The sequence below is a fragment of the Streptococcus sanguinis genome, assembly GCF_013343115.1.
In the GTDB taxonomy this organism is placed as follows: Bacteria; Bacillota; Bacilli; order Lactobacillales; family Streptococcaceae; genus Streptococcus; species Streptococcus sanguinis_H.
Window position 1 is genome coordinate 400941 of the sequence record NZ_CP054570.1, and the last position, 22004, is coordinate 422944.

Below are 22004 nucleotides of genomic sequence, written 5' to 3' on the forward strand. Positions count from 1 at the left end.
TTAACCTGTGTTGGTCTTCTATTTTCTTTTACTAGTGTCTCTAAACAATTTCTAACACTTTTAGCTCTTTCCATTTAATATAGAATTTCGGTTTTGAAGTTGACTACATCTCATCAATACTCTTGCCTTTTCAAAATGCTTGTTAGGGTTGCTTTATTCCAGTTATTGCGATTTTCTTGATTCAAAAATTACTGACTCTTTTATTTTGGAAAAATGAGCAAAAAACAGTAAAACTTTTTGATTTACTGTTTTAAACATTCTTTGATTCAATTAGACAAACTGGGATTTTTAGATTTTAAGCCTTAAGGAAAATAAAATGGGCTATTCTCCTTAAGTGTTTTCTATAATATTATAGTTTGATGCAGAGTGTAGCTATATAGTCATTTCCATAACGTGATAATCTATGTCTTTTATCACATGATTCATAAAAATCTATCATAGCGAGACCATTTTTAAGTTGTCCTCTAATCTGAGTTTCTAAGGTATGGCTAAATTCATATCCATATTCTGGATTTATGGTTATTTTGCCTTCCTCTTCAAGCTCTTTTGAATTAAAAGGTATTGAAAACTTTAAAAGTAATTCTTCATCGGGTTTGTCCCATACAATGTCAGCATCATACATGTATATCCAAGGATTCATAAATCCGACCATTAACAGTCCACCCTTTTTCAATACTCGAGAGGCTTCTTTATACATGTTGTCTAAATCTTCTATATACACATTTGAGACCGGATTAAAAATAATATCAAAAGTTTCATTTTCAAATGGAAATGGTTTTGTCATATCGCCTTGAACTGTATTGATTTTTAAGCCTTCTCTTTTAGCAACCAACTCATCTCTTTGTAATTGTGATTTAGAAAAATCCATTATGGTTACATCATAACCTTTTATAGCAAAAACTGGTCCCTGCTGACCACCACCACAAGCTAAACCTAATATCTTTTTTCCGTTTGCTTTTTCAAACCATTCTTTTGGAGCTTTTTTCCCAACAGTTAATGCAACAGAAATTGGATTATTTCTAACTTCTTCTAATTCTTCATGTGTCAATGGCTCAGTATAGTCATTTTTTACATTATTCCATCTATCTTCATTTAATTTTATATAATTGTTCATCTTATAATCTCCTCGTAATTTTATACTATTTCGATTTAAGTTGAATGTGTTGCCATTACATTTTTCTCACCTCTACAAATTCTAATTTGTTTTATTCGATATTTGTAATATTATATCATTAGTAATCATGTATAGAGATGTTATTGCCAAACTCTAATTTGACGCACTGTAGATGAACCTCATTTCACATATTACATCTGAAATGCTATTATCCAAAAACATATTGCAGCTATAAGTGAAAGAGGAGTCATAACATATTTTTCTTTCTTACTTTTTGAAATCATGTTCATAATCGTATTCAAGGATAGATAAGCGGCAAAGAAGAAACAAATATATTTAGTAATCTTAAAAGAAAACCACAAGGGAAGCAAACCTCCAGCTTGCAAAATAATGATCATGGCAAAAATTTGGATAGCTACCGAAACGACTGCCGCAAGTCTAAATTTCTTAGGTAAGATTTTATGTTGACCACCCATTGTATATTCGCCCAAAGGCAGACCGCAAGCAACAAGAACTGTCATAATTGCTATAACTCCAAATAATACTGCACCTAATATTGAAAACATAAATCGCTATTCTCCCTTCGCAAAATACAAAAAATTTTAATTACAAATTCAACTTTGTTTCACTTAGTATTCCTATAAAATTATAAGAAATTCTTATCAAGTGTTCAAGTTTTATAGGTTTTTCTCAAGCTGGTCTGTTGATTTCCCTTTTCCTTTGTTCTTCCACCAATCGCTCAGGTCGACTAAGGATTGAGCGGCGGAAGGGATGAGAAGGAGGACATAGATATAGACATACTGGCTCTTGGTTTCCCAGAAGAAGTGGAAGAGGCCGCCCCCCAAGAGAAAGATGAAGGGATAGAGGTCAAAAGGCGTCAGCTTTTCCTCGGCGACGAAAAATTTATGCAGGATAAAGAAACAGGCGAGCAGATAGATACTGGCTAGCAGGGTCAAGAGCAGGAAATTAACAATCTGATAACCCTTTCTTTCCTCATAAATGCTGCGCAAGACAGTTGGCTTCATGTATTGCTGGCGCTCAATCTGAGGACCAGTCCAAATAGACTGAAAAGTCGGCTCAGTCCAAGTCGACTTGACCTTTTCGTAGAAGAATTTGAGCGCATAAGCAGGATGCTTACTGAAGTGAATCAAAATATCCTTCAAATCCCGAGTGGCCATTTCTGTAGCCAAATTTTCATCATATTTGTTGCGCTTGAGAATCTTGGTATTGTAGGCATCGTACCAGCCTCCTAAGGTCTGCCGATTGGGATCATCCCGCAGGCCCATAGTGATGTAGGCGATTTTTGGGGTACCGACACCAATCTTGCCCCCAATCAGCTGCTCATAGTAGGCAGTCAGTCCCTTGTTTGAGAGGACAATGCCGGCTAAAATCAGGATGATAGTCAGTGGTTTCTTCCAAGACCATTTATAAAAAATGGACAGGAAGCAGACTCCAATCAGCATGATGGCAAAGATGATATAGTTGTTGCGCAGGAGGCAGGCCAGACTAATACTGGCCGCTCCCAGCAAGGCATAGAGTAAATTTCCTTTCTGATCCAGCTTGATAAAAGCATAGAGACTGAGCAGACAGAAGAAGAGCCCGGGAATGGTACCGTAGACAAAGAGGATGAAAAAGAGTTGTGGTAGAAAGAGAAAGGTCAGCAGAATCGTGTATTTCTGAATCATTTCTCTGGCATTGAGCAGGGCAGTAATCTTGTAAATCAAGAAATGACTGAGTAAAGTCCAGACGACATTCATGCTAAAGGCAAACTGAGTCGTTGGAGAAATAAAAGCATAAAGTCGCTCCAGAGTCATCAGTCCTAGCTGATGGGGATTACGATACGTGTAGCTTCCGACGGTTGTCAGCGAGCTGTAATCTCCTCGGTTAAAGGCCAACGCTGCATTGAAAACATGCTTGGCGTCAGCTCGGATGCGGCCATCATAGGCCGTTATCAGAAAAATCGCTGCTGCTATAAAGATGAGGGACAAAATCCAAAAAAGATGCTCGGTCTGAACCTTTTCCAACAGGGGTCGGATTAAAAAGAGGCTGAGGAGAAAGAGCAGGAGGATAGGGTAGAAATACCAAGGATTACTGACGAATTGGACTCCTTCTGCAATCCTCAAAGGGATGTAAGTGTGGGACAGCAGAATCTGCCCAGACAGGAAAAGCAAGGCAATCGCAGTCATGGTCAGAATCAGGAAGTAGCCCAGGTTGAAGATGGTATTAGAAAATTGCTTCATGAGGACCTGACCTCCACCTTGACGAAATAGCGATCTTCTCCCAGCTCAATCAGCTCGACTGGTTGGGGATAAAATCGATCCATGACCTCTTTTTGAAGAATGTCTTCTTTAGGACCTTGGGCAATAGTCTCTCCTTCTTTTAGGAGCAGGACATGATCCATAGCAGCAGTGATTTCCTCTACATGGTGGGTGACATAGAGGATGGTTGGAGCTTGGTCCATCTGTGTAATCTTACCAATCTGATCCAGCAGGCGCTCGCGGGCAAAGAGATCCAGACCGCTGGTCGCTTCGTCTAAGATAAGCAATTCTGGTTTTTCCATGAGACTGCGTGCAATTAGCAAGAGCTGCTTTTCCCCTTGAGATAGACTGATGTAGCTCCGGCCAATCAAATCTTGTCCGCCAATGGAAGCCAGCATTTCCCTAGCTTGGTTCAGCTCAGTTTGCCCGTAAGGAGCGTAGAGAATACTGCTTTTATACTTGCCTGTCAGGACGATTTCTTCGGCAGTGAGATGGCTGGGCAGGCGTTCAGCAATGAAGGAGCCGACTACTCCAATCCTAGTTCGCAGCTGAGGAATGTCGCCGGCACCAAATTCCGTACCCAGAACCGTTACCTTGCCCTGAGTCTTCCAATGTTCAGCCATGAGCAGGCGCAGAAGAGTGGACTTTCCAGAACCGTTGAGACCGAGAATAGCCCAATGTTCTCCCTTTTTCACTTGCCAGTTGAGATCTTTTAAGATGGTTCGGCCTTGTTTAGCCAAGCTTACATTTTCCAGTTTGATAATCTTTTCCATTTTTACTCTTTCTTTCGTTAAATCTCCTTTATTATAACAAAATTTATGGTAAAATAACTGATAGGAGGAGTCAAATGTTTCATAAAAGTAAGCTGATGTTTTGGACCAGTGAGGTCCTTTTGCTAACGATTATTTTCTTTATCTGGCGCCAGATGGGGGATATGATAACCCCGATTGTTAGCGTTGTGAATACAATCTTGATTCCCTTTCTTGTGGGAGGATTTCTTTACTATATTACGAATCCGCTGGTGAAATTTCTCCAGGACAAGCTCAAAATCAACCGAATGATTGGGATTCTGATTACGCTCAGCCTTTTGTTTGGCTTGATTGCTTTGGGTGTTATTTATCTCTTGCCGATTTTGATTAATCAGCTGAGCAGCTTGATTAATTCAACGCAAGGCCTTTATTGGGAAATTCAAAGTTTTGTCAATCAATTATCTAAAAATCCGCTCTTTCGAAATCTGAATATCCAGTCCACCATCCAGCAGCTCAACCTGTCTTATGTGGATATTCTGCAGAATATTCTCAACAGTGTGACCAACAGTCTGGGCAGTGTTCTGTCAGCAGTCGTCAATACACTGATGATTTTGATTATGACGCCGATTTTCTTGGTTTACTTCCTCATGGACGGCCATAAGCTTTTGCCCATGCTGGAGCGGACTGTCCTCAAGCGCGATAAGCTCAATATCTCCAGCTTGCTGACCAATCTCAATGCTACTGTTGCCCGCTATATCAGTGGGATTTCAATCGATGCCCTGATTATAGGTGCTCTGGCCTATATTGGCTATAGCGTCATTGGACTCAAGTACGCTTTGGTCTTTGCTATTTTCTCCAGTCTGGCTAATCTGATTCCTTATGTTGGACCGAGTATCGGCTTGATTCCCATGGTCATTACGTATGCCTTTACCGATCCTCAGAAGATGGTGGCGGCCTTGATTTACATGCTGATTATCCAGCAGGTCGATGGTAATATCCTCTATCCCCGTATCGTTGGTGGTGTGATGAAGGTTCATCCTATTACCATCATGGTGCTCTTGCTCTTATCCAGCAATATCTATGGTGTGCTGGGGATGATTGTGGCAATCCCGACCTATTCTATCCTCAAAGAAATCGCCAAGTTCTTGGCTAACCTCTATGATAATCACAAGGAAGCCCAGCAGCAGAAGAAGAACGAAGAGTTTGGGATTATTAATAAATAAGGATGAGTTTGGAATTCGATTGATTCCAGAGTCTCGATACCAGAAAATAAGACGGAAGGAAGGCCTTCCGTCTTATTTTCATTTCCTGTGCACTAAATTTAAAAATATGATATAATCAGATTTACTTATACATTTCGAGGAGAAAGAATCAATGGAAGACCCTGGCAGTCAGAATATGTTATGGCAAGCCTTACTACTGTTTATATTGACTTTGTTAAATGCCTTTTTCTCAGCTGCTGAGATGGCAATGGTATCGCTCAATCGGGCGCGTGTGGAGCAAAAGGCTGAAGAGGGTGACCTCAAGTATATCCGGCTCTTAGCTGTCTTAGAAAGCCCCAATAACTTCTTATCAACTATTCAGGTTGGGATTACTGTTATCAATATCCTGTCTGGGGCCAGTTTTGCGGATAATTTGGGGAAACTGTTCTCTTCTTGGATGGGAAATTCCGAAACAGCACGTGCTATCGGAACTTTCTTGGCTTTGGTCTTATTAACCTATATTTCTATTGTTTTGGGCGAGCTTTATCCCAAGCGCATTGCCATGAACCTGAAAGACAATCTAGCTGTGCGGGCTGCTCCGGTTATTATTTTTCTTGGCAAGATTGTCAGTCCCTTCGTTTGGTTGCTGTCAGCGTCGACTAATCTACTGAGTCGGATAACCCCGATGAAGTTTGATGATGCAGACGAAAAGATGACTCGGGATGAGATTGAGTATATGCTGACTAAGAGTGAGGAGACCTTGGATGCAGATGAGATTGAGATGCTGCAGGGGATTTTCTCTCTGGATGAGCTGATGGCGCGTGAATTGATGGTGCCACGGACGGATGCCTTTATGGTGGACATTCAGGATGATACCAAAGAAATTATCGAAAGCATTCTCAAACAGAGCTTCTCGCGGATTCCTGTCTATGATGGGGATAAGGACAATGTCATTGGACTGATTCATACCAAGCGGCTGCTCAATGAAGGATTTGTCAATGGTTTTGACAATATCGTTCTGCGCAAGATCCTGCAGGAGCCGCTCTTTGTACCGGAAACCATGTTTGTTGATGATTTGCTTAAGGAGCTACGCAATACGCAAAATCAAATGGCGATTCTTTTGGATGAGTATGGTGGTATGGCTGGTCTGGTCACACTGGAAGACCTCTTGGAGGAGATTGTCGGTGAGATCGACGATGAGACTGACAAAGCTGAAATTGAAGTCCATGAAATCGGTGAGAATACCTACATTGTCTTAGGAACCATGACCCTTAATGATTTTAATGAATATTTTGAAGTCGAAATCGAAAGCGATGATGTGGATACAATAGCTGGTTATTACTTGACTTGTGTGGGGACTATCCCAGATCCGAAGGAACGCATTAGCTACGAAGTCGAAAGTCAAAATAAGCTACTCATTTTGACCAATGACAAGGTTAAAAATGGCCGTGTTACGAAGGTTAAGGTTGAAATTTCAGAAATTGTTGAAGAAGCAGAAAAGGCTGAGAAATAAACTCAGCCTTTTAAGTTTCCTTCAAGTTTTTTATAAGTCTGTCTTAAGTTTCTGGGATTATACTAATACCATCAAAATAGAAATGAGGACAGTCCAATGACATCTAAAGTTACCCTATATGATAAGCAAGTATTGACATTCTCACAGGCGCAAAAGTAAGAAAGGAAGTAATAAGAATCAGTAACGTTTAAAAAGCAGCAGAAACCCTTAACTAATTTTTTCATATAAATCTCCTAAAACAAGTAAAAAGAAATTTTGAGGCTCTTTGTCGCTCCAAAACAAAGCAGCCTTAGACCACTCATAAAAGAAACCACCTCTGCCAGCTGGAAGGCAAGGGTGGTTTTGTGGTCTGGATGGAACTCAAGGTTATTCTTTCTGACGCTTAGCGAAATCCACAAAGCGAAATTTGTCTAGCTTGTGACGGCTCTCGGTATATTGAAACTGGCGGCCGTCTGCCAGATAGACCTGGGATTTGACAGAGACGACCTGCTGATCCTTGCCTAAGTCCATGAGAATCTTGTCTCGGTCATTGGCGTGGTCAATGGTAAATTCTTTCTTGGCATAATCGATATTGAGCTTTAAGTCATTTTCCAAATAGGCATAAATGGACTGCTCAGCGATTTCCCTTGTCAAGTCAGGGACGATGCCCTTGTCTAAATAGTCAATATCTAATACAGAGGCGACTTGGTCCACAACGCGCTGACGGACGATTCGCCAAACCAGTCGGTAAGGAGGGAAGCCAGTGATGTCGGACAATTTCTGGTCCACGGTAATCTTTTCCAAGCTGACAACATTGGTTTTGGACTGCATATTATTCTGTTTGACTACTTCTTGATAGCTGGTCAGCTTAGACACAGGAAAGTCAAACTGTTCCTGCTTGATGACTTTGGAACCTTGTCCACGGACTTTTTCAATCAATCCTTCTTCCTGCAGCAGGGCCAGAGCCTTGCGGACTGTATCGCGGCTGACCTGGTAGTCTTCTGTCAGCTGATGTTCGCTGGGCAAGAAGTCTCCGACTGCATAACGTTCCTCTAAAATGTCTTTCTCAATCTGTTTGAACAATTGTTTGTATTTCTTCATCATAAACTCCACTTGTTTTCTTTTTTGCATACAACCTAGAAAATTTTATCAAAAATAAAGGCTTTTTTCAACAAACAACTTGCATACATCTTTGAAATCGATTACAATAATTTGTAGAGATGTGTTGAAAAACCGACTCGTAAAAAATATAAGGAGAGTGCTGGATTCTCATTCAGCCATTAGTCAAATGGGAAAATTTGAGAAGGAAGCTAAAGATCTGCTAGATGCAATCGGCGGCAAAGAGAATGTCACAGCAGTTAGCCATTGTGCAACGCGGATGCGCTTTGTACTTGGCGACGATAAAAAGGCCAATGTCAAGGCCATTGAGACAATCCCAGTGGTCAAGGGAACTTTTACAAATGCTGGGCAATTCCAAGTCATCATTGGAAATGATGTGCCAATCTTTTACAATGACTTCACTGCTGTATCAGGTATTGAGGGAGTATCAAAAGAAGCAGCCAAGTCTGCTGCCAAGAGCAAGCAAAATCCCCTTCAGCGGGTTATGGCCACTCTGGCGGAAATTTTCACCCCGATCATTCCAGCTTTGATTGTCGGAGGGTTAATCCTTGGCTTCCGCAATGTTCTTGAGGGCGTGCATTGGTCTATGTTGGATGGGAAAACAATCACAGAGGTATCCAAATTCTGGTCTGGAATTAACCATTTCTTGTGGCTTCCGGGAGAAGCAATTTTCCAATTCCTGCCGGTAGGAATCACTTGGTCTGTTTCTCGTAAAATGGGAACTAGCCAAATTCTTGGGATTGTCTTGGGAATCTGTTTGGTGTCACCACAATTGCTCAATGCTTATTCAGTAGCATCGACACCAGCAGCTGAAATCGCTAAGGACTGGGTTTGGGATTTCGGTTTCTTCACTGTCAATCGTGTTGGTTACCAAGCTCAGGTTATTCCGGCCCTTTTAGCAGGTTTATCTCTATCTTATCTGGAAATCTTTTGGCGTAAACATATTCCAGAAGTAGTGTCTATGATTTTTGTGCCATTCTTATCATTGATTCCTGCTCTGATTCTGGCTCATACTGTCTTGGGTCCTATCGGTTGGACAATCGGTCAGGGGCTTTCAACAGTTGTACTTGCAGGTTTAACTGGTCCAGTTAAATGGCTCTTTGGCGCAGTATTTGGTGCCCTTTATGCTCCATTTGTTATCACAGGTCTTCACCATATGACCAATGCCATTGATACTCAGTTGGTAGCTGATGCCGGTGGTACTGGTCTTTGGCCAATGATTGCTCTGTCCAATATCGCTCAAGGCTCAGCTGTATTTGCTTATTACCTTATGAAACGCCATGATGAGCGGGAAGCGCAAATTTCCCTGCCTGCAACCATTTCAGCTTACCTTGGTGTTACTGAGCCTGCTCTCTTCGGGGTCAATGTTAAGTACGTTTATCCATTTGTTGCGGGAATGATTGGTTCGTCTATTGCGGGTCTGCTTTCTGTAACCTTTAATATAACGGCAAATGCTATTGGTATTGGTGGTTTACCAGGTATCCTTTCTATCCAAGCAAAATATATGATTCCATTTGCAGGAGTTATGCTTGTAGCAATCCTTGTACCAATGTTCCTGACTTTCTTTTTCCACAAGACAGGCTTCTTGACGAAGACAGAGGAAGATCCAGAATTGCAGGCAGAGTTTGCAGCTCAGGAAGAGGCTGAATTTGCCGGGCCATCCAAAGCCGAGTCATCTCCAGAGGTGAAAGCAGCTGATTCATCAGCTCCTGTAACGATTACTAGTCCGCTGGCAGGAGAAGTCAAAGAATTGAGTCAGGCAACAGATCCTGTCTTTGCACAAGGTTTGATGGGGCGTGGAGTTGTCATTGTTCCTAGCCAAGGTGAGTTGGTTTCACCAGTCAATGGTAGAGTAACAGTCTTCTTCCCAACCAAGCATGCCATCGGCATCTTGTCAGATGAAGGTGTTGAAATCCTGATGCATATCGGAATGGACACTGTCAATCTGGAGGGCAAATGCTTTGAAGGTTATGTATCTCAAGGAGATAAGGTCAAGGTTGGCGACAAACTCATTTCCTTTGATATAGACATGATCAAGAAAGCAGGCTATGTAACAGAAACACCAGTCATCATTACGAACTCAGACAAGTACGAGGTGGAGGTGCTTGAACAACTTCCTCAGGCAGTTGAGCGAGGAAGTCAGTTGATGGCAGCTAATCCACTTTAAAGAAAAATGAAATGACTTATAGAAAGGGACGGTGCTTTAAAATCTGTCCCTTTTCTCAAAAAAGGAGAAAATATGACACTTGATAAAACAAAGGTTGTCTACCAAATTTATCCAAAATCTTTTAAAGACACAACTGGCAACGGTTTGGGAGATTTTCGCGGGATTATTGAAAAACTTCCTTACCTGAAAGAGCTGGGAGTGGATATGATCTGGCTCAATCCTTTCTATCCGAGTCCGCAACGGGACAATGGTTATGATATTTCTGACTATACTGCGGTTGATCCTATCTTTGGAGATATGGCGGATTTTGAAGAGATGGTCAAGGTCGGCCAGCAGCATGGTATTGACTTTATGCTGGATATGGTTCTCAATCATTGCTCGATTGAGCATGATTGGTTCCAAAAGGCACTGGCTGGGGATTCCTATTATCAGGACTTCTTTATCCTGCGAGATGAGCCAACGGACTGGCTGTCCAAGTTTGGCGGCAGTGCCTGGGCGCCATTTGGCGATACGGGCAAATATTATCTGCATCTCTATGATGTGACTCAAGCTGATCTTAACTGGCGCAATCCCAATGTTCGTGAAGAGCTCTTTAAAGTGGTGAATTTTTGGCGGGACAAAGGAGTCAAGGGCTTCCGCTTTGATGTCATAAATGTCATTGGAAAAGATGAGGTGCTGACGGACTGTCCAGAGCAGGAGGGCAAGCCAGCCTATACTGATAAGCCAATTGTGCATGACTATCTGCGTATGATGAACGAAGCGACCTTCGGGCAGGATGCTTCCGTTATGACGGTTGGCGAAATGAGTGCTACGACGATTGAAAACTGTATCCTTTACACCGCACCAGACCGGCAGGAGCTATCTATGGCTTTTAATTTCCATCATCTCAAGGTGGACTATGAAGCTGGACAGAAGTGGACCCTTAAGCCTTTTGACTTTGAAGAATTAAAACGCCTTTTCCATACTTGGGGCAAGGAAATGAGCGAACACGACGGTTGGTCGGCCCTCTTTTGGAACAACCATGATCAGCCGCGAGCTCTCAACCGCTTTGTCGATGTAGAGAATTTCCGCAATGAAGGGGCAACCATGTTGGCAGCCAGTATTCATCTGTCGCGCGGGACGCCTTATATCTACATGGGGGAGGAAATTGGAATGGTGGACCCTGACTACGACTCCATGGAAGATTATGTAGATGTCGAGTCTCTCAATGCTTACCAGAGTCTGCTTGCTGAAGGGCAATCGCCAGAGGCAGCCTTCAGGATTATCAAGGCTAAATCTCGTGATAATTCTCGGACGCCTATGCAGTGGGATGATTCAGTCAATGCAGGTTTTACAACAGGAACTCCATGGCTGAAGGCGGGCAAATCCTATCCTCTCATCAATGTGGAAAATGAAATCAAGGGCCCGATTTTTACCTTTTATCAGAAATTGATTGGCTTGCGTAAGGAATTGCCTATCATCGCAGAGGGCAGCTATCAGCCAGCCTATGAGGACAGTCCTCAGGTTTATGCCTTTGAGCGGGAGTGGCAAGGACAAAAACTTTTAGTCCTTAACAACTTTTATGCTGATCCGATTACGGTGGACATCCTGCCAGATTATCAAAATGGTCAGGTTCTCCTATCCAATTACGGCAAGGCTCAGATTGACCATGTGCTGACCCTGCAGCCATACGAAACCTTGACTATCTTAGTGGTGGAAAACTAAAGTCTCGAAAGAATCTGGAAAAAAATTCCAGATTCTTTTTTGTGTTGGGCCAGCAGCCTAGACAAGTATTTTTCTGAAGTGAGAGAAACTAATACAGAATTTTAAGAAAGCCTTTGCAAAAATTGATTCTTTTCTTTATAATAAAAATTAAATAGGATAATATACATTTATACAGAAAAGGAGAAGTTCATGAAAAAACAAGTTTCTTACAAGCAGCTCTTTCCCACAGTGGTCTTGCTAGCTGCTTTTCTGTCCCTGCTTTTTTCTGTCCAACCGGTCGGAGCAGAAGAAGCGGTAAGTTCGTCGACTTCTGAGGCGGCTGCTCTTACAGAGAATCCGGCTGTAAGTGATGCGTCGGTTGCCAGTCAAGTAGAGAGCCCATCAGCAGAATCAGGAGAGTCAAAGGCAGCTTCTACAGAGACAGTGGAAAAGGAAGGCCAAGCTCCTGCTACAGCACAAGCTGCAGCTAGCGGACCAGAAGCTGTGCCCAATGTGGGAACCATTCAGGGAGAATCACAAGCCTCTCCCTATGAGGACAAAGAGGTTCAAGTTTCCAATGTAGTTGTGACGAAAACAGACCGCTATGGCTTTTATGTTCAAGACCTGACTCCTGATGGAAATAGCAGGACTTCTGATGCTCTTTATGTTGTTTCTAAAGAAAAAGTCGATGTCGGTGACAAACTTAGTCTTGAAGGACGAGTCAAAGAAGGCTATATGGAAGAGCTCAGCATTCGCCAAGGGCAAACCTTCAACAAGCCCATTGATAGTTTGACTGTCACCATGCTTGTCGCTTCTAAAGTGACCAAGGAAGGGAAAGCAGATTTACCTGCTCCAGTTGACATCGTGGCTAATATGCCTCAGGACACGGTCGATAACGATATTAATAACTATCAGCCTCAAAGTGAAGCGTTGGACTACTGGGAAAGTTTGGAAGGAATGTTGACGACGGTGAAGAGGCCCCGCGTTTTAGGCCCGCAGTACCGTGGAGACATTTATCTCTTACCTGAAGGTTACCAAGCTTTACCGCTAAACAATATCGGTGGCCTCAATCTTCGTCCAAACGCTCAAAATACCGCAACCATTCCAGTCTATGTTGGCAATAAATTCATTGCCAAGGCCAAGGATTATTTCAATGGTGATGTGGTCGGAGTTGTAACTTATCGTGGGAAGATTTACAAGTTGGAGCCGACGCAGCTGCCTGATTTGGTGGACGGTGGCTTGCAGAGACAGGTCTCTCCTATCTATCCAAGCGAGGACAAGCTGACAATTGCTTCCTACAATATCGAGAATTTTTCTGCTAATGCTAAAAAAGGTGAAACGCCTGAGGAAAAAGTGACTAGAATCGCTAATTCCTTTATCAATGAAATCCACAGTCCAGATATCATCACGCTCATTGAAGTTCAAGATGAGAACGGAAGTGTTAATGACGGAACGACCAGCGGTGTCAAAAGCGGTGAGAAACTAGCGAGCCGCATCAAAGAACTGGGCGGAAAAACTTACAAGTACACCGAAGTTGCCCCCCTTGACGGTCAAGATGGCGGCAAGCCTGGCTCTAATATCCGTGTGGCCTTTCTCTACGATCCAAATCGGGTGAAGTTAGTCGAAAAAGAAGCTGGTACGAGTGACGAAGCAGCTAGCTTCTCTGGTGGCCATCTGGTTAAGAATCCTGCTCGGATTGCTCCAACAAATCCAGCTTTTACTAAGGTTCGTAAATCCTTGGCAGCTGAGTTTGAATTCAAGGGACAGCACATCGTCGTTATCGCAAATCATTTGAAGTCCAAGATTGGGGATGATGCCGTTTATGGTTCCGCTCAGCCAGCAGTTCAGCATACGCAGGCAGCCCGGATAGAACAGGCTAAAATTTTAAATAGCTTTGTTCAGGAAGGACTGAGACAAAATCCTAACCTTAAGTTTGTTCTGACTGGTGATTTTAATGATTTTGAATTTTCCGAAACAGCTAAAGCACTGGCGGGTAATGAACTGATTAATCTCATGCAGGAGCATGATGTTGCTGACCGTTATTCCTATTTCTACCGCGGCAGCAATCAAAGCTTGGACAATATTTTCATTTCGAAGAACCTGGCTGGCAAGACAGTCTTTGCGCCTGTCCATATCAATGCCTCTTTCATGGAGGAACATGGCAGAGCTTCAGACCATGATCCAGTAGTGGTGCAGCTGGACTTTTCTAAGGATGTTGCAGCTTCGTCTTCTGACAGCTCCCAACCGTCTCAATCAACTGGACAATCTTCTGTAGCAGTAGAACAAGGAGCTCCGTCTCAGACCAATCCTCCATCGTCCAATCAAACCGGACAAGGTCAGGCTGCTGGCAGCAAGAAGAAGGGACTACCACAGACCGGCCAAAATAACAGTGGCTGGGCAGTCTTGGGATTAACTTTGCTAATGTTTGCTTTTACTCTCAAAAAGAGAAGCAGAAATTAACTAAAATCAATTTAAAAAGTGAAATCAGGGTGGAATAAAGATTCTGCCCTGATTTTTTTTGCTTACTGCTTTCGTCCTAAAGTTTTATCTGTTGTAAAACACTGAAAATGAAACTGAAAAACAGTTTGTTTTCTAAAAAATAGGCAAATTAAGTCTATTTTTGCTTTAATCATGTTATAATGTAGTTAGTTATAAAACGTTTTCAGAGTTAAGAGGTTGCGCGATGGTTGAAGAGAAAATTGAAGAAGCAGTTGATTATGGAAAGGTAACGGGCATGGTCCACTCCACCGAAAGTTTTGGAGCAGTTGATGGACCGGGTATCCGTTTTATTGTTTTTTTGCAGGGCTGTCACATGCGCTGCCAGTATTGCCATAATCCAGACACATGGGAGATGGAGACCAACAAATCTCAGCTGCGGACCGTGGACGATGTCTTGCAAGAGGCTCTCCGTTATAAGGGCTTCTGGGGCAATAAAGGCGGCATCACCGTCAGCGGAGGAGAAGCCTTGCTGCAGATTGATTTTCTGATCGCCTTCTTTACCAAGGCTAAGGAGCTGGGCATTCACTGTACATTGGATACCTGTGCCCTACCTTTTAGAAATACGCCTCGCTACCTGAAAAAATTTGACAAGCTTATGGCAGTCACCGACCTTGTCCTGCTAGATATCAAGGAAATTAATGAAGAACAACACAAAATTGTGACCAGCCAGACCAACAAGAATATCTTGGCCTGTGCCAAGTACCTGTCTGACATTGGAAAGCCAGTCTGGATACGCCATGTCTTGGTGCCGGGATTGACCGACCGCGATGATGACTTGATTGAGCTAGGTAAATTTGTTAAGACACTGAAGAATGTTGATAAGTTTGAAATTCTACCTTACCATACCATGGGAGAATTCAAATGGCGGGAGTTGGGCATTCCTTACAAGCTGGAAGGTGTTAAGCCTCCAACAGCTGATCGGGTCAAGAATGCCAAGGAACTCATGCAGACTGAATCCTATACAGAGTATATGAATCGGGTGCATAATAGCTAATCTACTTTGAGTACGAATAAATGGGCTGGTGGGTTGACCAGTCCATTTTTCTTAAGAAAATGTTCTTCTGCTTTTGTGAAATGCCTGTAATTGTGGTAAAATAAATGCAATAAGTTTATATAAAAGAAGAGGTTTATCATGTCTAAAATTTTAGTTTTCGGTCACCAAAATCCTGACTCAGATGCCATTGGTTCATCTTACGCTTTTGCTTACTTGGCTCGTGAAGCTTATGGCTTGGATACAGAAGTTGTTGCTCTGGGTGAGCCTAATGAAGAAACAGCCTTTGTTTTAGATTACTTTGGTGTAGCTGCGCCGCGCGTGATTACATCTGCAAAGGCAGAGGGTGCTGAGCAGGTTATTCTGACAGACCATAATGAATTCCAACAGTCTGTGGCTGATATCGCTGAAGTTGAAGTTTATGGCGTGGTGGACCACCACCGTGTTGCTAACTTTGAAACAGCTAGTCCCCTTCACATGCGCTTGGAGCCAGTGGGATCTGCTTCCTCTATTGTTTACCGCATGTTCAAGGAGCACGGCGTAGAAGTTCCAAAAGAAATTGCAGGATTGATGCTGTCTGGTTTGATCTCTGATACTCTCTTGCTCAAATCACCAACAACTCATCCGACTGACAAGGTCATTGCACCAGAATTGGCTGAGCTGGCTGGTGTCAACTTGGAAGAGTATGGTTTGGCAATGCTTAAGGCAGGTACAAACTTGGCTAGCAAGTCTGCAGAAGAATTGATCGACATCGATGCTAAAACGTTTGAGCTCAACGGAAACAATGTCCGTGTGGCACAGGTCAACACAGTTGATATTGCTGAAGTTTTGGAGCGTCAAGCAGAAATCGAAGCGGCTATTGAAAAAGCAATCGCTGATAACGGCTACTCTGACTTTGTCTTGATGATTACAGATATTATTAACTCAAACTCAGAAATTTTGGCTATCGGAAGCAATATGGACAAGGTCGAAGCCGCCTTCAACTTTGTTCTTGAAAACAACCATGCTTTCCTTGCAGGCGCTGTTTCTCGTAAGAAGCAAGTGGTGCCTCAACTGACAGAAAGTTTTAATGCTTAAAGAGCTTATTTGGTTAAATAAGTTACTAGATGAGGGACCATTCCCCTCATACTAAAAAGGAGTTTCGGCTCCTTTTTTGATAGGCGAGAGAAATGAAGATTCAAGATTTACAAGACGGAGATTTGATTTTTACAGTCGGATCTTCAGAAATTGCTGCTGCAATCCGAGCAGCAACTGGCTCATACAGCCATGTGGCCATCTTTTTTAATGGTGAGATTTATCATGCAACCCATGAGAAGGGGGTTGTCAATCAAGATTTGTCTGATTTTTTGCAGGATGAGGATGTTTATGACGTATATCGCTATCCAGCTATTGAAGCAGAAGCAGTCTTTAAAAGAGCCAAATCACATCTAGGAAAGCCATACAATTTCAGCTTTTATCCGCAGTCCGATGGTTTTTACTGTTCGGAGTATATTGCGGAAATTTTGCCGATTTTTGATACGATTCCCATGCAGTTTGGCGATGAGGAAAATCTGATTTCTGATTTTTGGCAGGAATATTATCGGGACTTGGGCTTAGCGGTTCCCATAGGTCAGCCTGGGACGAATCCTAGCCAGTTGGCTCAGTCAAGAAAACTCATCTACAAAGGAGAACTTCATGATTAAAATCATCAATCCCAGCCGTTTGACGCGCCAGCCTTTTTTTAAGGAGCTGATTGATTATTTGGATCAGCATGAGGCGGTGATTCTACGGGAGATTAAGAGAGAGTTTGAGAGCGTGGCTAATATTGACCGCTCGATAGAGGAGTTTATCAAGGCTGGCTACATCAAGCGGGAGAACAAGCGATATTACCTGACGCTGCCCTTTGTGGAAAGTTTGGAGGATGTGCGTTTGGATCAGGAAATCTTTATCCGTGATGATAGTCCGCTCTATCAGGAATTATTAGAGCTGCGCTTTGAGACTCAGCTTTCCAATCAGACCAATGCGGCGATCTTGCTGGAAGAGACAGATTTTCAGCGAGATAAGCTGACCTTGGCAAATTATTTTTACAAGATGCAGCGCCAATATCCCCTGTCTGAGGAACAAAAGCCCCTCTATGCTGTCTTGGGCGATGTCAATCCAGAGTATGCACTCAAGTATATGACGACCTTTCTTCTCAAGTATGTCCGCAAGGATGAGCTCATGCAGAAGAGACGGGACATTTTTGTCGATAGCCTAGTGATTTTGGGCTATATTCGGCAAAACGAAGCAGGTAAGTATGAGTTGAAGGCCAGCTTTGATAAGGAGAGATTGACTTTCCAGCTGGACTGATGTTCCTGTAGAATGAGCAGAATATTTGACCTTTGAAAAGAAAAAACTTATACTACTGTAAACGGTATCAAATACTGTAAAAAAGAACGGAGGCAATCATATGTCACTAGAAAATAAATTCGATCAAGCTAAAGGCGCTGTTAAAGAAGGCGTGGGCAAAGTTACAGGAGATAATAAGACAGAAGCAGAAGGCTTTGTAGAAAAAACAGTTGCTAAAGCCAAAGAAGTTGCTGAAGATGCTAAAGAAGCTGTAGAAGGTGCTGTAGAAGGAATCAAAAACAGCTTGGATAAATAAAAAACAATCAGTCGATTATTCGGCTGATTATTTTTTTTGCTGATACATAAGGTAGAGGAAGTAGGGGGCTCCAATAATGGAAATCAAAATGCCTGTCGGGACGGAGCTTCCGATGAGGAAGGTTCTTGTGATCGTATCTGCCCCTGTCATGATAAAGGCACCTAGCAGCATGGCGGCTGGAAAGAGTAAGCGATGATCGCTAGGCAGGAATCGTTTGCTGATATGGCTAGCCAACATACCGATAAAGACAATATTTCCAGCTAGGGATAGACTAAAAGCGACGAGAGCACTGGCTAATAACAAGGTTATCTGACGCTCTCTTTTTAGATGAAGCCCTAGGCCTAGAGCTGTTTCATCATTTAGGCCGAGGATATTGAGCTTGTGGGAGCGCAGATAGGTCAGCAACCAGAATAAAAGCAAGAAGGGGCCAGCAATAGCTAGACTTTCCCAGTTATTACCCGTAATCTTACCAGCTAGCCAGCTAACTACATAGGTCAGTTTGTTCTGATTGACACGGCCGGTGATGGCAATCATACTGGAAGACAGAATGGTTGACAAGGTCACACCAGCGATAATGAGCTTGACGGGGCTGATAGCTTGGCCTTTTTGATGTGAGATCAGGTAAATAAGAGCTACTGTCATCATACCGCCAAAGGTTGCGATAAAGGGAAGATAGCGGATATAGAAAGGATCAGTCACTTCTAGCTTGCTGATAGCAAGAGTAATGATAACACCAGCTCCGGCATTTATTCCCAAGGTTCCTGAATCGGCAAGTGGGTTTCGAGTAAAGGTCTGCAGCAGTACACCGCTCATCCCTAGCGAAGCTCCTGCTAGAAGGCAGACCAGAATTCGAGGCAGGCGGATCTGCTCCATGATAAAGGCGCTGCCATCATCTCCTTGCCCCAGCAGATATCGAAAAGCTTCACCGATATTAAATTCCTGATCGCCTGATGATAGAGACAGTAGGAAAATTAGGAAAGTCAGGAGGCTGAGACTTATTAGAACCAAAAGAATTCGTTTTTTATCTCTCATAGAAGGCCCCCTTTCTCATCAGCCACAGGAAGACTGGCAGCGTAACGAGACTGATAATAGAGCTAAGAGGCAGACCGACCATATGACTCGCAGCGAAATCACAGATCAATAGAAAGAGCGCTCCTGTTAGCATCGTCAGTGGCAAGATTTTTTGGTAATTCTTTCCGCTGATGGTTTTGACAAAGTGTGGAATAATCAGTCCGACAAGAGCCAGGCTTCCTACTAGGGCAACGGTTGCCGCTGATAACAGTAGAACAATACTCAGAAAGAACAGGGTTATCTGAGTCGTTCGCTGGCCTAAGCCCTTGGCTACTGTTTCATTGAGGCTGAGAATGGTTAGTTGGTGAGAAAATAGCTGAGCCAGTAAAAGGCCTAATAGGATAAAGGGAGCAATGATTTGCAGCATTTTCCAATTGGTTCCTAGAAGCCCTCCAGCCTGCCAACCGATGACAGCATTGGTCAGGTTGAGATAAATGGTCAAGCCTTGTCCGATAGCGGTCAGGAGTGTTGTTACCATGGCACCGGATAAGACAAGACGTAGTTGCTCAAAACCTTTTCTAGGATGGTAGGAGAGGCTAAAAACCAGAATACTGGCTAGACAGGCTCCTGCAAGTGAGAGCAGGAGGATGCTACTGTAGTGTATACTCTTAGAAAAGGCATAACCGCAGATGAGCGCAAGGCCAGCTCCAGAGTTGATCCCCAAAAGTCCCGGATCAGCAATGGCATTGCGGGTAATCCCCTGCATGAGGGCTCCTGAAACGGCCAAGCTAGCTCCGACTAGCAGAGCTGCAATTCCTCTAGGTAAGCGCAGATCTATGATGATGTTCTGGGCTGGACTTTCCTTGAAGGGATGGCTCAGTGTTTCTATCAGTTGCCGATGGGAGTAGCTGGGAATGCCAAAGCGCAGGTAGAGATAGAGTCCGCCAATCAGCAGGAGAATGAGGGCGAAAAAAACAAGCCAAAAAATGTTTGGCCTATTTTTTTGAGTGAAGAGTGTATGAAGCGTCATCTGGTGTCCTTTATATAGTTGAAAATCAAATAGCTGTCATGAGATATATCGCTTACTAGCAATGTTTTTAACTAATCTAAGTTTCTGCAAGGAATGGCCTAGTTCATTTTTTCAAGACCATCTTGAATGGTTTTGAGTTCGTATTCAAGTGTCAATGGATCGTTGAAATAAAAGGCGTTGGCATCCACTTTTAAGATGTGGTTCTGTTGGACAGCGGGAATGGATTTCCAAACATCGCTTTCGTAAAGAGCGCTGCCTGTTTTATCATCTTCAGCTGCAACCAGGACATAATCGCCAATGTACTCACTCACCGTTTCTTGGCTGACTTGCAAGTAGCCACTTGGGAATACTTCATCCTTCACCTTTTGTGGGGCATCAAATCCCAGAGACTTGTAGATAACTTCTCCGCCTCGTCCCCAGTTGTTACCGAAGAGGTAGATTTCCTTTTCATATAGCCCGACAACCGTGAAAGTGACATTTTGTCCCAGCTTTTCTTTTAACTGCTTGCCAATATCAGCTGTTTTGCTCTTCCAATCAGCAATCCATTGGTCAGCTTCTTTTTCCTTACCAAAGATTTGGCCAAAGCGATTCAGGATTTCTAAATAGTCATTTTTTCCATAATCAATGGCAATAGTTGGAGCGATTTTCTTTAGTTCATCGATATTTTTGTCACTGGCATCTACCACGATAAGGTCTGGCTTTTGCTTGGCGATAGACTCCAAATCTTCTGGCATCAGGACCTTGGCATTTTTGACTTTTTCTTTGAGGACAGGATTTTTAGCATCATAGGATGTTACAGTGACAGGGTCGAAACCTAGTTGCAGCAAATAGCCTGTGTAGGTAGAGGAGAGGCTGGCGATGCGTTTTGGATTTTTAGGAATATCGCCGTAGTAGTGAAATCCATCAATTTTGGGCTTGCTGGATAGCTCGACCTTGTCTGCAGAGGCAGAGTTTTCGGATTTAGATGAGCTGCCGCAGGCAACTAAAAGGAAGATGGTGACAGTAAGGATGGCAAATGATAAAAACTTTTTCATTTTTTCCTCCAATTCTATAAAAAGTTTAGAAGATGTATCCATGAAGAAGATATGGGAAACTTATCTATGAATACATGACTTATTTAACGAGCTGATAGCTGAGGCAGAGCGGCTTATCCTGAATAGGATCCCGAATAATCTGGGCTTCAATCTGAAAAATGTCTCTCAGAATATCCGAGGTCATGACCTGCTCAACACTTCCTTGGTACTGAATACACCCATTTTTCATGGCAATCAGCTGATGGGAAAAGCGGGCAGCTAGGTTGATGTCATGCAGAACCATGATAATGGTTTTTCCGCTGAGTCGGTTGAGGTCATTCAGCAACTCCAAGATTTCCAGCTGATGATTCATATCCAGATAGGTGGTTGGCTCGTCCAGAAAAATAGTCTCTGTATCTTGAGCTAGAGCCATAGCAATCCAGACGCGCTGACGCTGACCTCCAGACAAATCATCCACCTGCCAGTCCGAAAATTCGCTGACCTGAGTTGCTTCCATAGCCCAGCAGATTTTTTCCCGGTCTTCTGTACTGAGCCGCCCCAAGCCAGTTTGATGCGGAAAGCGGCCATAAGAGACCAGATCATAGACGGTGATGCCATCGGTCGCCTCCATGGTTTGGGGCAGCAAGGCAATCTTTTGCGCCACCTCCTTGGTCGGCAGTAGGGCGATGGACTGTCCATCCAGAGTTATGCTGCCAGCTTTTGTCGGCAAAATACGGGTAAAAGCCTTGAGAAGCGTGGATTTACCGCAGCCATTGCTACCGATAATAGTTGTAATCTTTCCCTCGGCGAGTTGGCAGTCCAGTCCGTCAATAATAACCTTTTGATCGTAGGCGACCTGGATACTTGCTGCAGAGATAGTGGACATAGACTTCCTTTCTGGCTGATTCTTCTATCAGAATTACACCTTTTATTATACCATAAAAATTTTTCTAAAAAAAGAGTTTTCTGACAATTTAATAAAAATAAAATAAAAAAGTTTTATAAATTTGTAAATAATAAAAATTTAAGCTTTTCATGCTAAGATAGAAATAT

Annotated in this window: 19 protein-coding genes; 10 read left to right on the forward strand and 9 right to left on the reverse strand. The window is 43.0% G+C overall.

The annotated features are described in order from the left end of the window. Window positions 1-349: 349 nt before the first annotated feature. The 4 genes from FOC72_RS02005 to FOC72_RS02020 form a co-directional block, all read right to left on the reverse strand. Window positions 350-1114, reverse strand: coding sequence for a class I SAM-dependent methyltransferase (locus tag FOC72_RS02005; protein WP_002894632.1), 765 nt, complete (start codon window positions 1112-1114; stop codon window positions 350-352). A gap of 191 nt (window positions 1115-1305) precedes the next feature. Further along, window positions 1306-1680, reverse strand: a complete 375-nt coding sequence (locus FOC72_RS02010; protein ID WP_002894633.1) for a hypothetical protein — start codon at window positions 1678-1680, stop codon at window positions 1306-1308. Window positions 1681-1791: 111 nt separating this feature from the next. Further along, entirely contained in the window at window positions 1792-3354 is a 1563-nt protein-coding gene (locus tag FOC72_RS02015; protein WP_002894634.1) for a glycosyltransferase family protein, read from the reverse strand. After that, window positions 3351-4145, reverse strand: coding sequence for an ABC transporter ATP-binding protein (locus FOC72_RS02020; protein ID WP_002894635.1), 795 nt, complete (start codon window positions 4143-4145; stop codon window positions 3351-3353). The genes FOC72_RS02015 and FOC72_RS02020 overlap by 4 nt, the downstream gene beginning before the upstream one ends. Before the next feature lie 74 nt (window positions 4146-4219). Between FOC72_RS02020 and FOC72_RS02025 the strand changes: the two genes are divergently transcribed. Together FOC72_RS02025 and FOC72_RS02030 are read left to right on the forward strand one after the other, a co-directional pair. Continuing rightward, on the forward strand, window positions 4220-5344 hold the full coding sequence (locus FOC72_RS02025) for an AI-2E family transporter (RefSeq protein WP_002894636.1): 1125 nt from the start codon (window positions 4220-4222) through the stop codon (window positions 5342-5344). 151 nt (window positions 5345-5495) lie between these two features. Beyond that, window positions 5496-6836, forward strand: coding sequence for a hemolysin family protein (locus FOC72_RS02030; RefSeq protein WP_002894637.1), 1341 nt, complete (start codon window positions 5496-5498; stop codon window positions 6834-6836). Between the two features lie 366 nt (window positions 6837-7202). Here the strand turns inward: FOC72_RS02030 and treR are convergent, their stop codons facing one another. Next, a complete protein-coding gene (gene treR / locus FOC72_RS02035; RefSeq protein WP_032914063.1) occupies window positions 7203-7916 on the reverse strand; it encodes a trehalose operon repressor in 714 nt (237 codons plus the stop codon). A 187-nt stretch (window positions 7917-8103) separates the two neighbouring features. On the opposite strand from treR, the gene treP reads away from it, so the two are divergent. The 8 genes from treP to FOC72_RS02075 all read left to right on the forward strand — a co-directional run bounded on the left by treP (window position 8104) and on the right by FOC72_RS02075 (window position 17897). After that, window positions 8104-10101, forward strand: coding sequence for a PTS system trehalose-specific EIIBC component (treP, locus tag FOC72_RS02040; protein ID WP_002894639.1), 1998 nt, complete (start codon window positions 8104-8106; stop codon window positions 10099-10101). A gap of 72 nt (window positions 10102-10173) precedes the next feature. Then, window positions 10174-11805: an alpha,alpha-phosphotrehalase gene (gene treC / locus FOC72_RS02045; protein ID WP_002894641.1), complete on the forward strand. Its 1632-nt coding sequence runs from the start codon at window positions 10174-10176 to the stop codon at window positions 11803-11805. A 189-nt stretch (window positions 11806-11994) separates the two neighbouring features. Beyond that, the gene (locus tag FOC72_RS02050) at window positions 11995-14244 is read left to right on the forward strand and encodes a DUF8508 domain-containing protein (protein WP_002894643.1); all 2250 of its coding nucleotides are present in this window, start codon (window positions 11995-11997) and stop codon (window positions 14242-14244) included. A gap of 223 nt (window positions 14245-14467) precedes the next feature. Continuing rightward, a complete protein-coding gene (gene pflA, locus FOC72_RS02055; RefSeq protein ID WP_002894645.1) occupies window positions 14468-15277 on the forward strand; it encodes a pyruvate formate-lyase-activating protein in 810 nt (269 codons plus the stop codon). 138 nt (window positions 15278-15415) lie between these two features. Further along, window positions 15416-16351: a manganese-dependent inorganic pyrophosphatase gene (locus FOC72_RS02060; protein WP_002894647.1), complete on the forward strand. Its 936-nt coding sequence runs from the start codon at window positions 15416-15418 to the stop codon at window positions 16349-16351. Window positions 16352-16443: 92 nt separating this feature from the next. Then, window positions 16444-16956 (forward strand): YiiX/YebB-like N1pC/P60 family cysteine hydrolase, encoded by a 513-nt coding sequence (locus FOC72_RS02065; RefSeq protein WP_002894649.1) that lies wholly within the window; start codon window positions 16444-16446, stop codon window positions 16954-16956. Next, the gene (locus FOC72_RS02070) at window positions 16949-17602 is read left to right on the forward strand and encodes a DUF1803 domain-containing protein (RefSeq protein WP_002894651.1); all 654 of its coding nucleotides are present in this window, start codon (window positions 16949-16951) and stop codon (window positions 17600-17602) included. Before FOC72_RS02065 ends, FOC72_RS02070 begins: the two co-directional genes overlap by 8 nt. A gap of 100 nt (window positions 17603-17702) precedes the next feature. After that, window positions 17703-17897: a CsbD family protein gene (locus tag FOC72_RS02075; RefSeq protein WP_002894655.1), complete on the forward strand. Its 195-nt coding sequence runs from the start codon at window positions 17703-17705 to the stop codon at window positions 17895-17897. A 27-nt stretch (window positions 17898-17924) separates the two neighbouring features. Here FOC72_RS02075 and FOC72_RS02080 read toward each other — a convergent pair whose 3' ends face one another. The 4 genes from FOC72_RS02080 to FOC72_RS02095 form a co-directional block, all read right to left on the reverse strand. Further along, window positions 17925-18929, reverse strand: coding sequence for a FecCD family ABC transporter permease (locus FOC72_RS02080; RefSeq protein WP_002894657.1), 1005 nt, complete (start codon window positions 18927-18929; stop codon window positions 17925-17927). Continuing rightward, the gene (locus tag FOC72_RS02085; RefSeq protein ID WP_002894658.1) at window positions 18919-19938 is read right to left on the reverse strand and encodes a FecCD family ABC transporter permease; all 1020 of its coding nucleotides are present in this window, start codon (window positions 19936-19938) and stop codon (window positions 18919-18921) included. Before FOC72_RS02085 ends, FOC72_RS02080 begins: the two co-directional genes overlap by 11 nt. 98 nt (window positions 19939-20036) lie before the next feature. After that, window positions 20037-20972, reverse strand: a complete 936-nt coding sequence (locus FOC72_RS02090) for an iron-hydroxamate ABC transporter substrate-binding protein (protein ID WP_032914065.1) — start codon at window positions 20970-20972, stop codon at window positions 20037-20039. A 79-nt stretch (window positions 20973-21051) separates the two neighbouring features. After that, complete coding sequence (locus tag FOC72_RS02095; protein ID WP_002894661.1) at window positions 21052-21837, reverse strand: ABC transporter ATP-binding protein; 786 nt, start codon at window positions 21835-21837, stop codon at window positions 21052-21054. Between the last annotated feature and the right edge of the window lie 167 nt (window positions 21838-22004).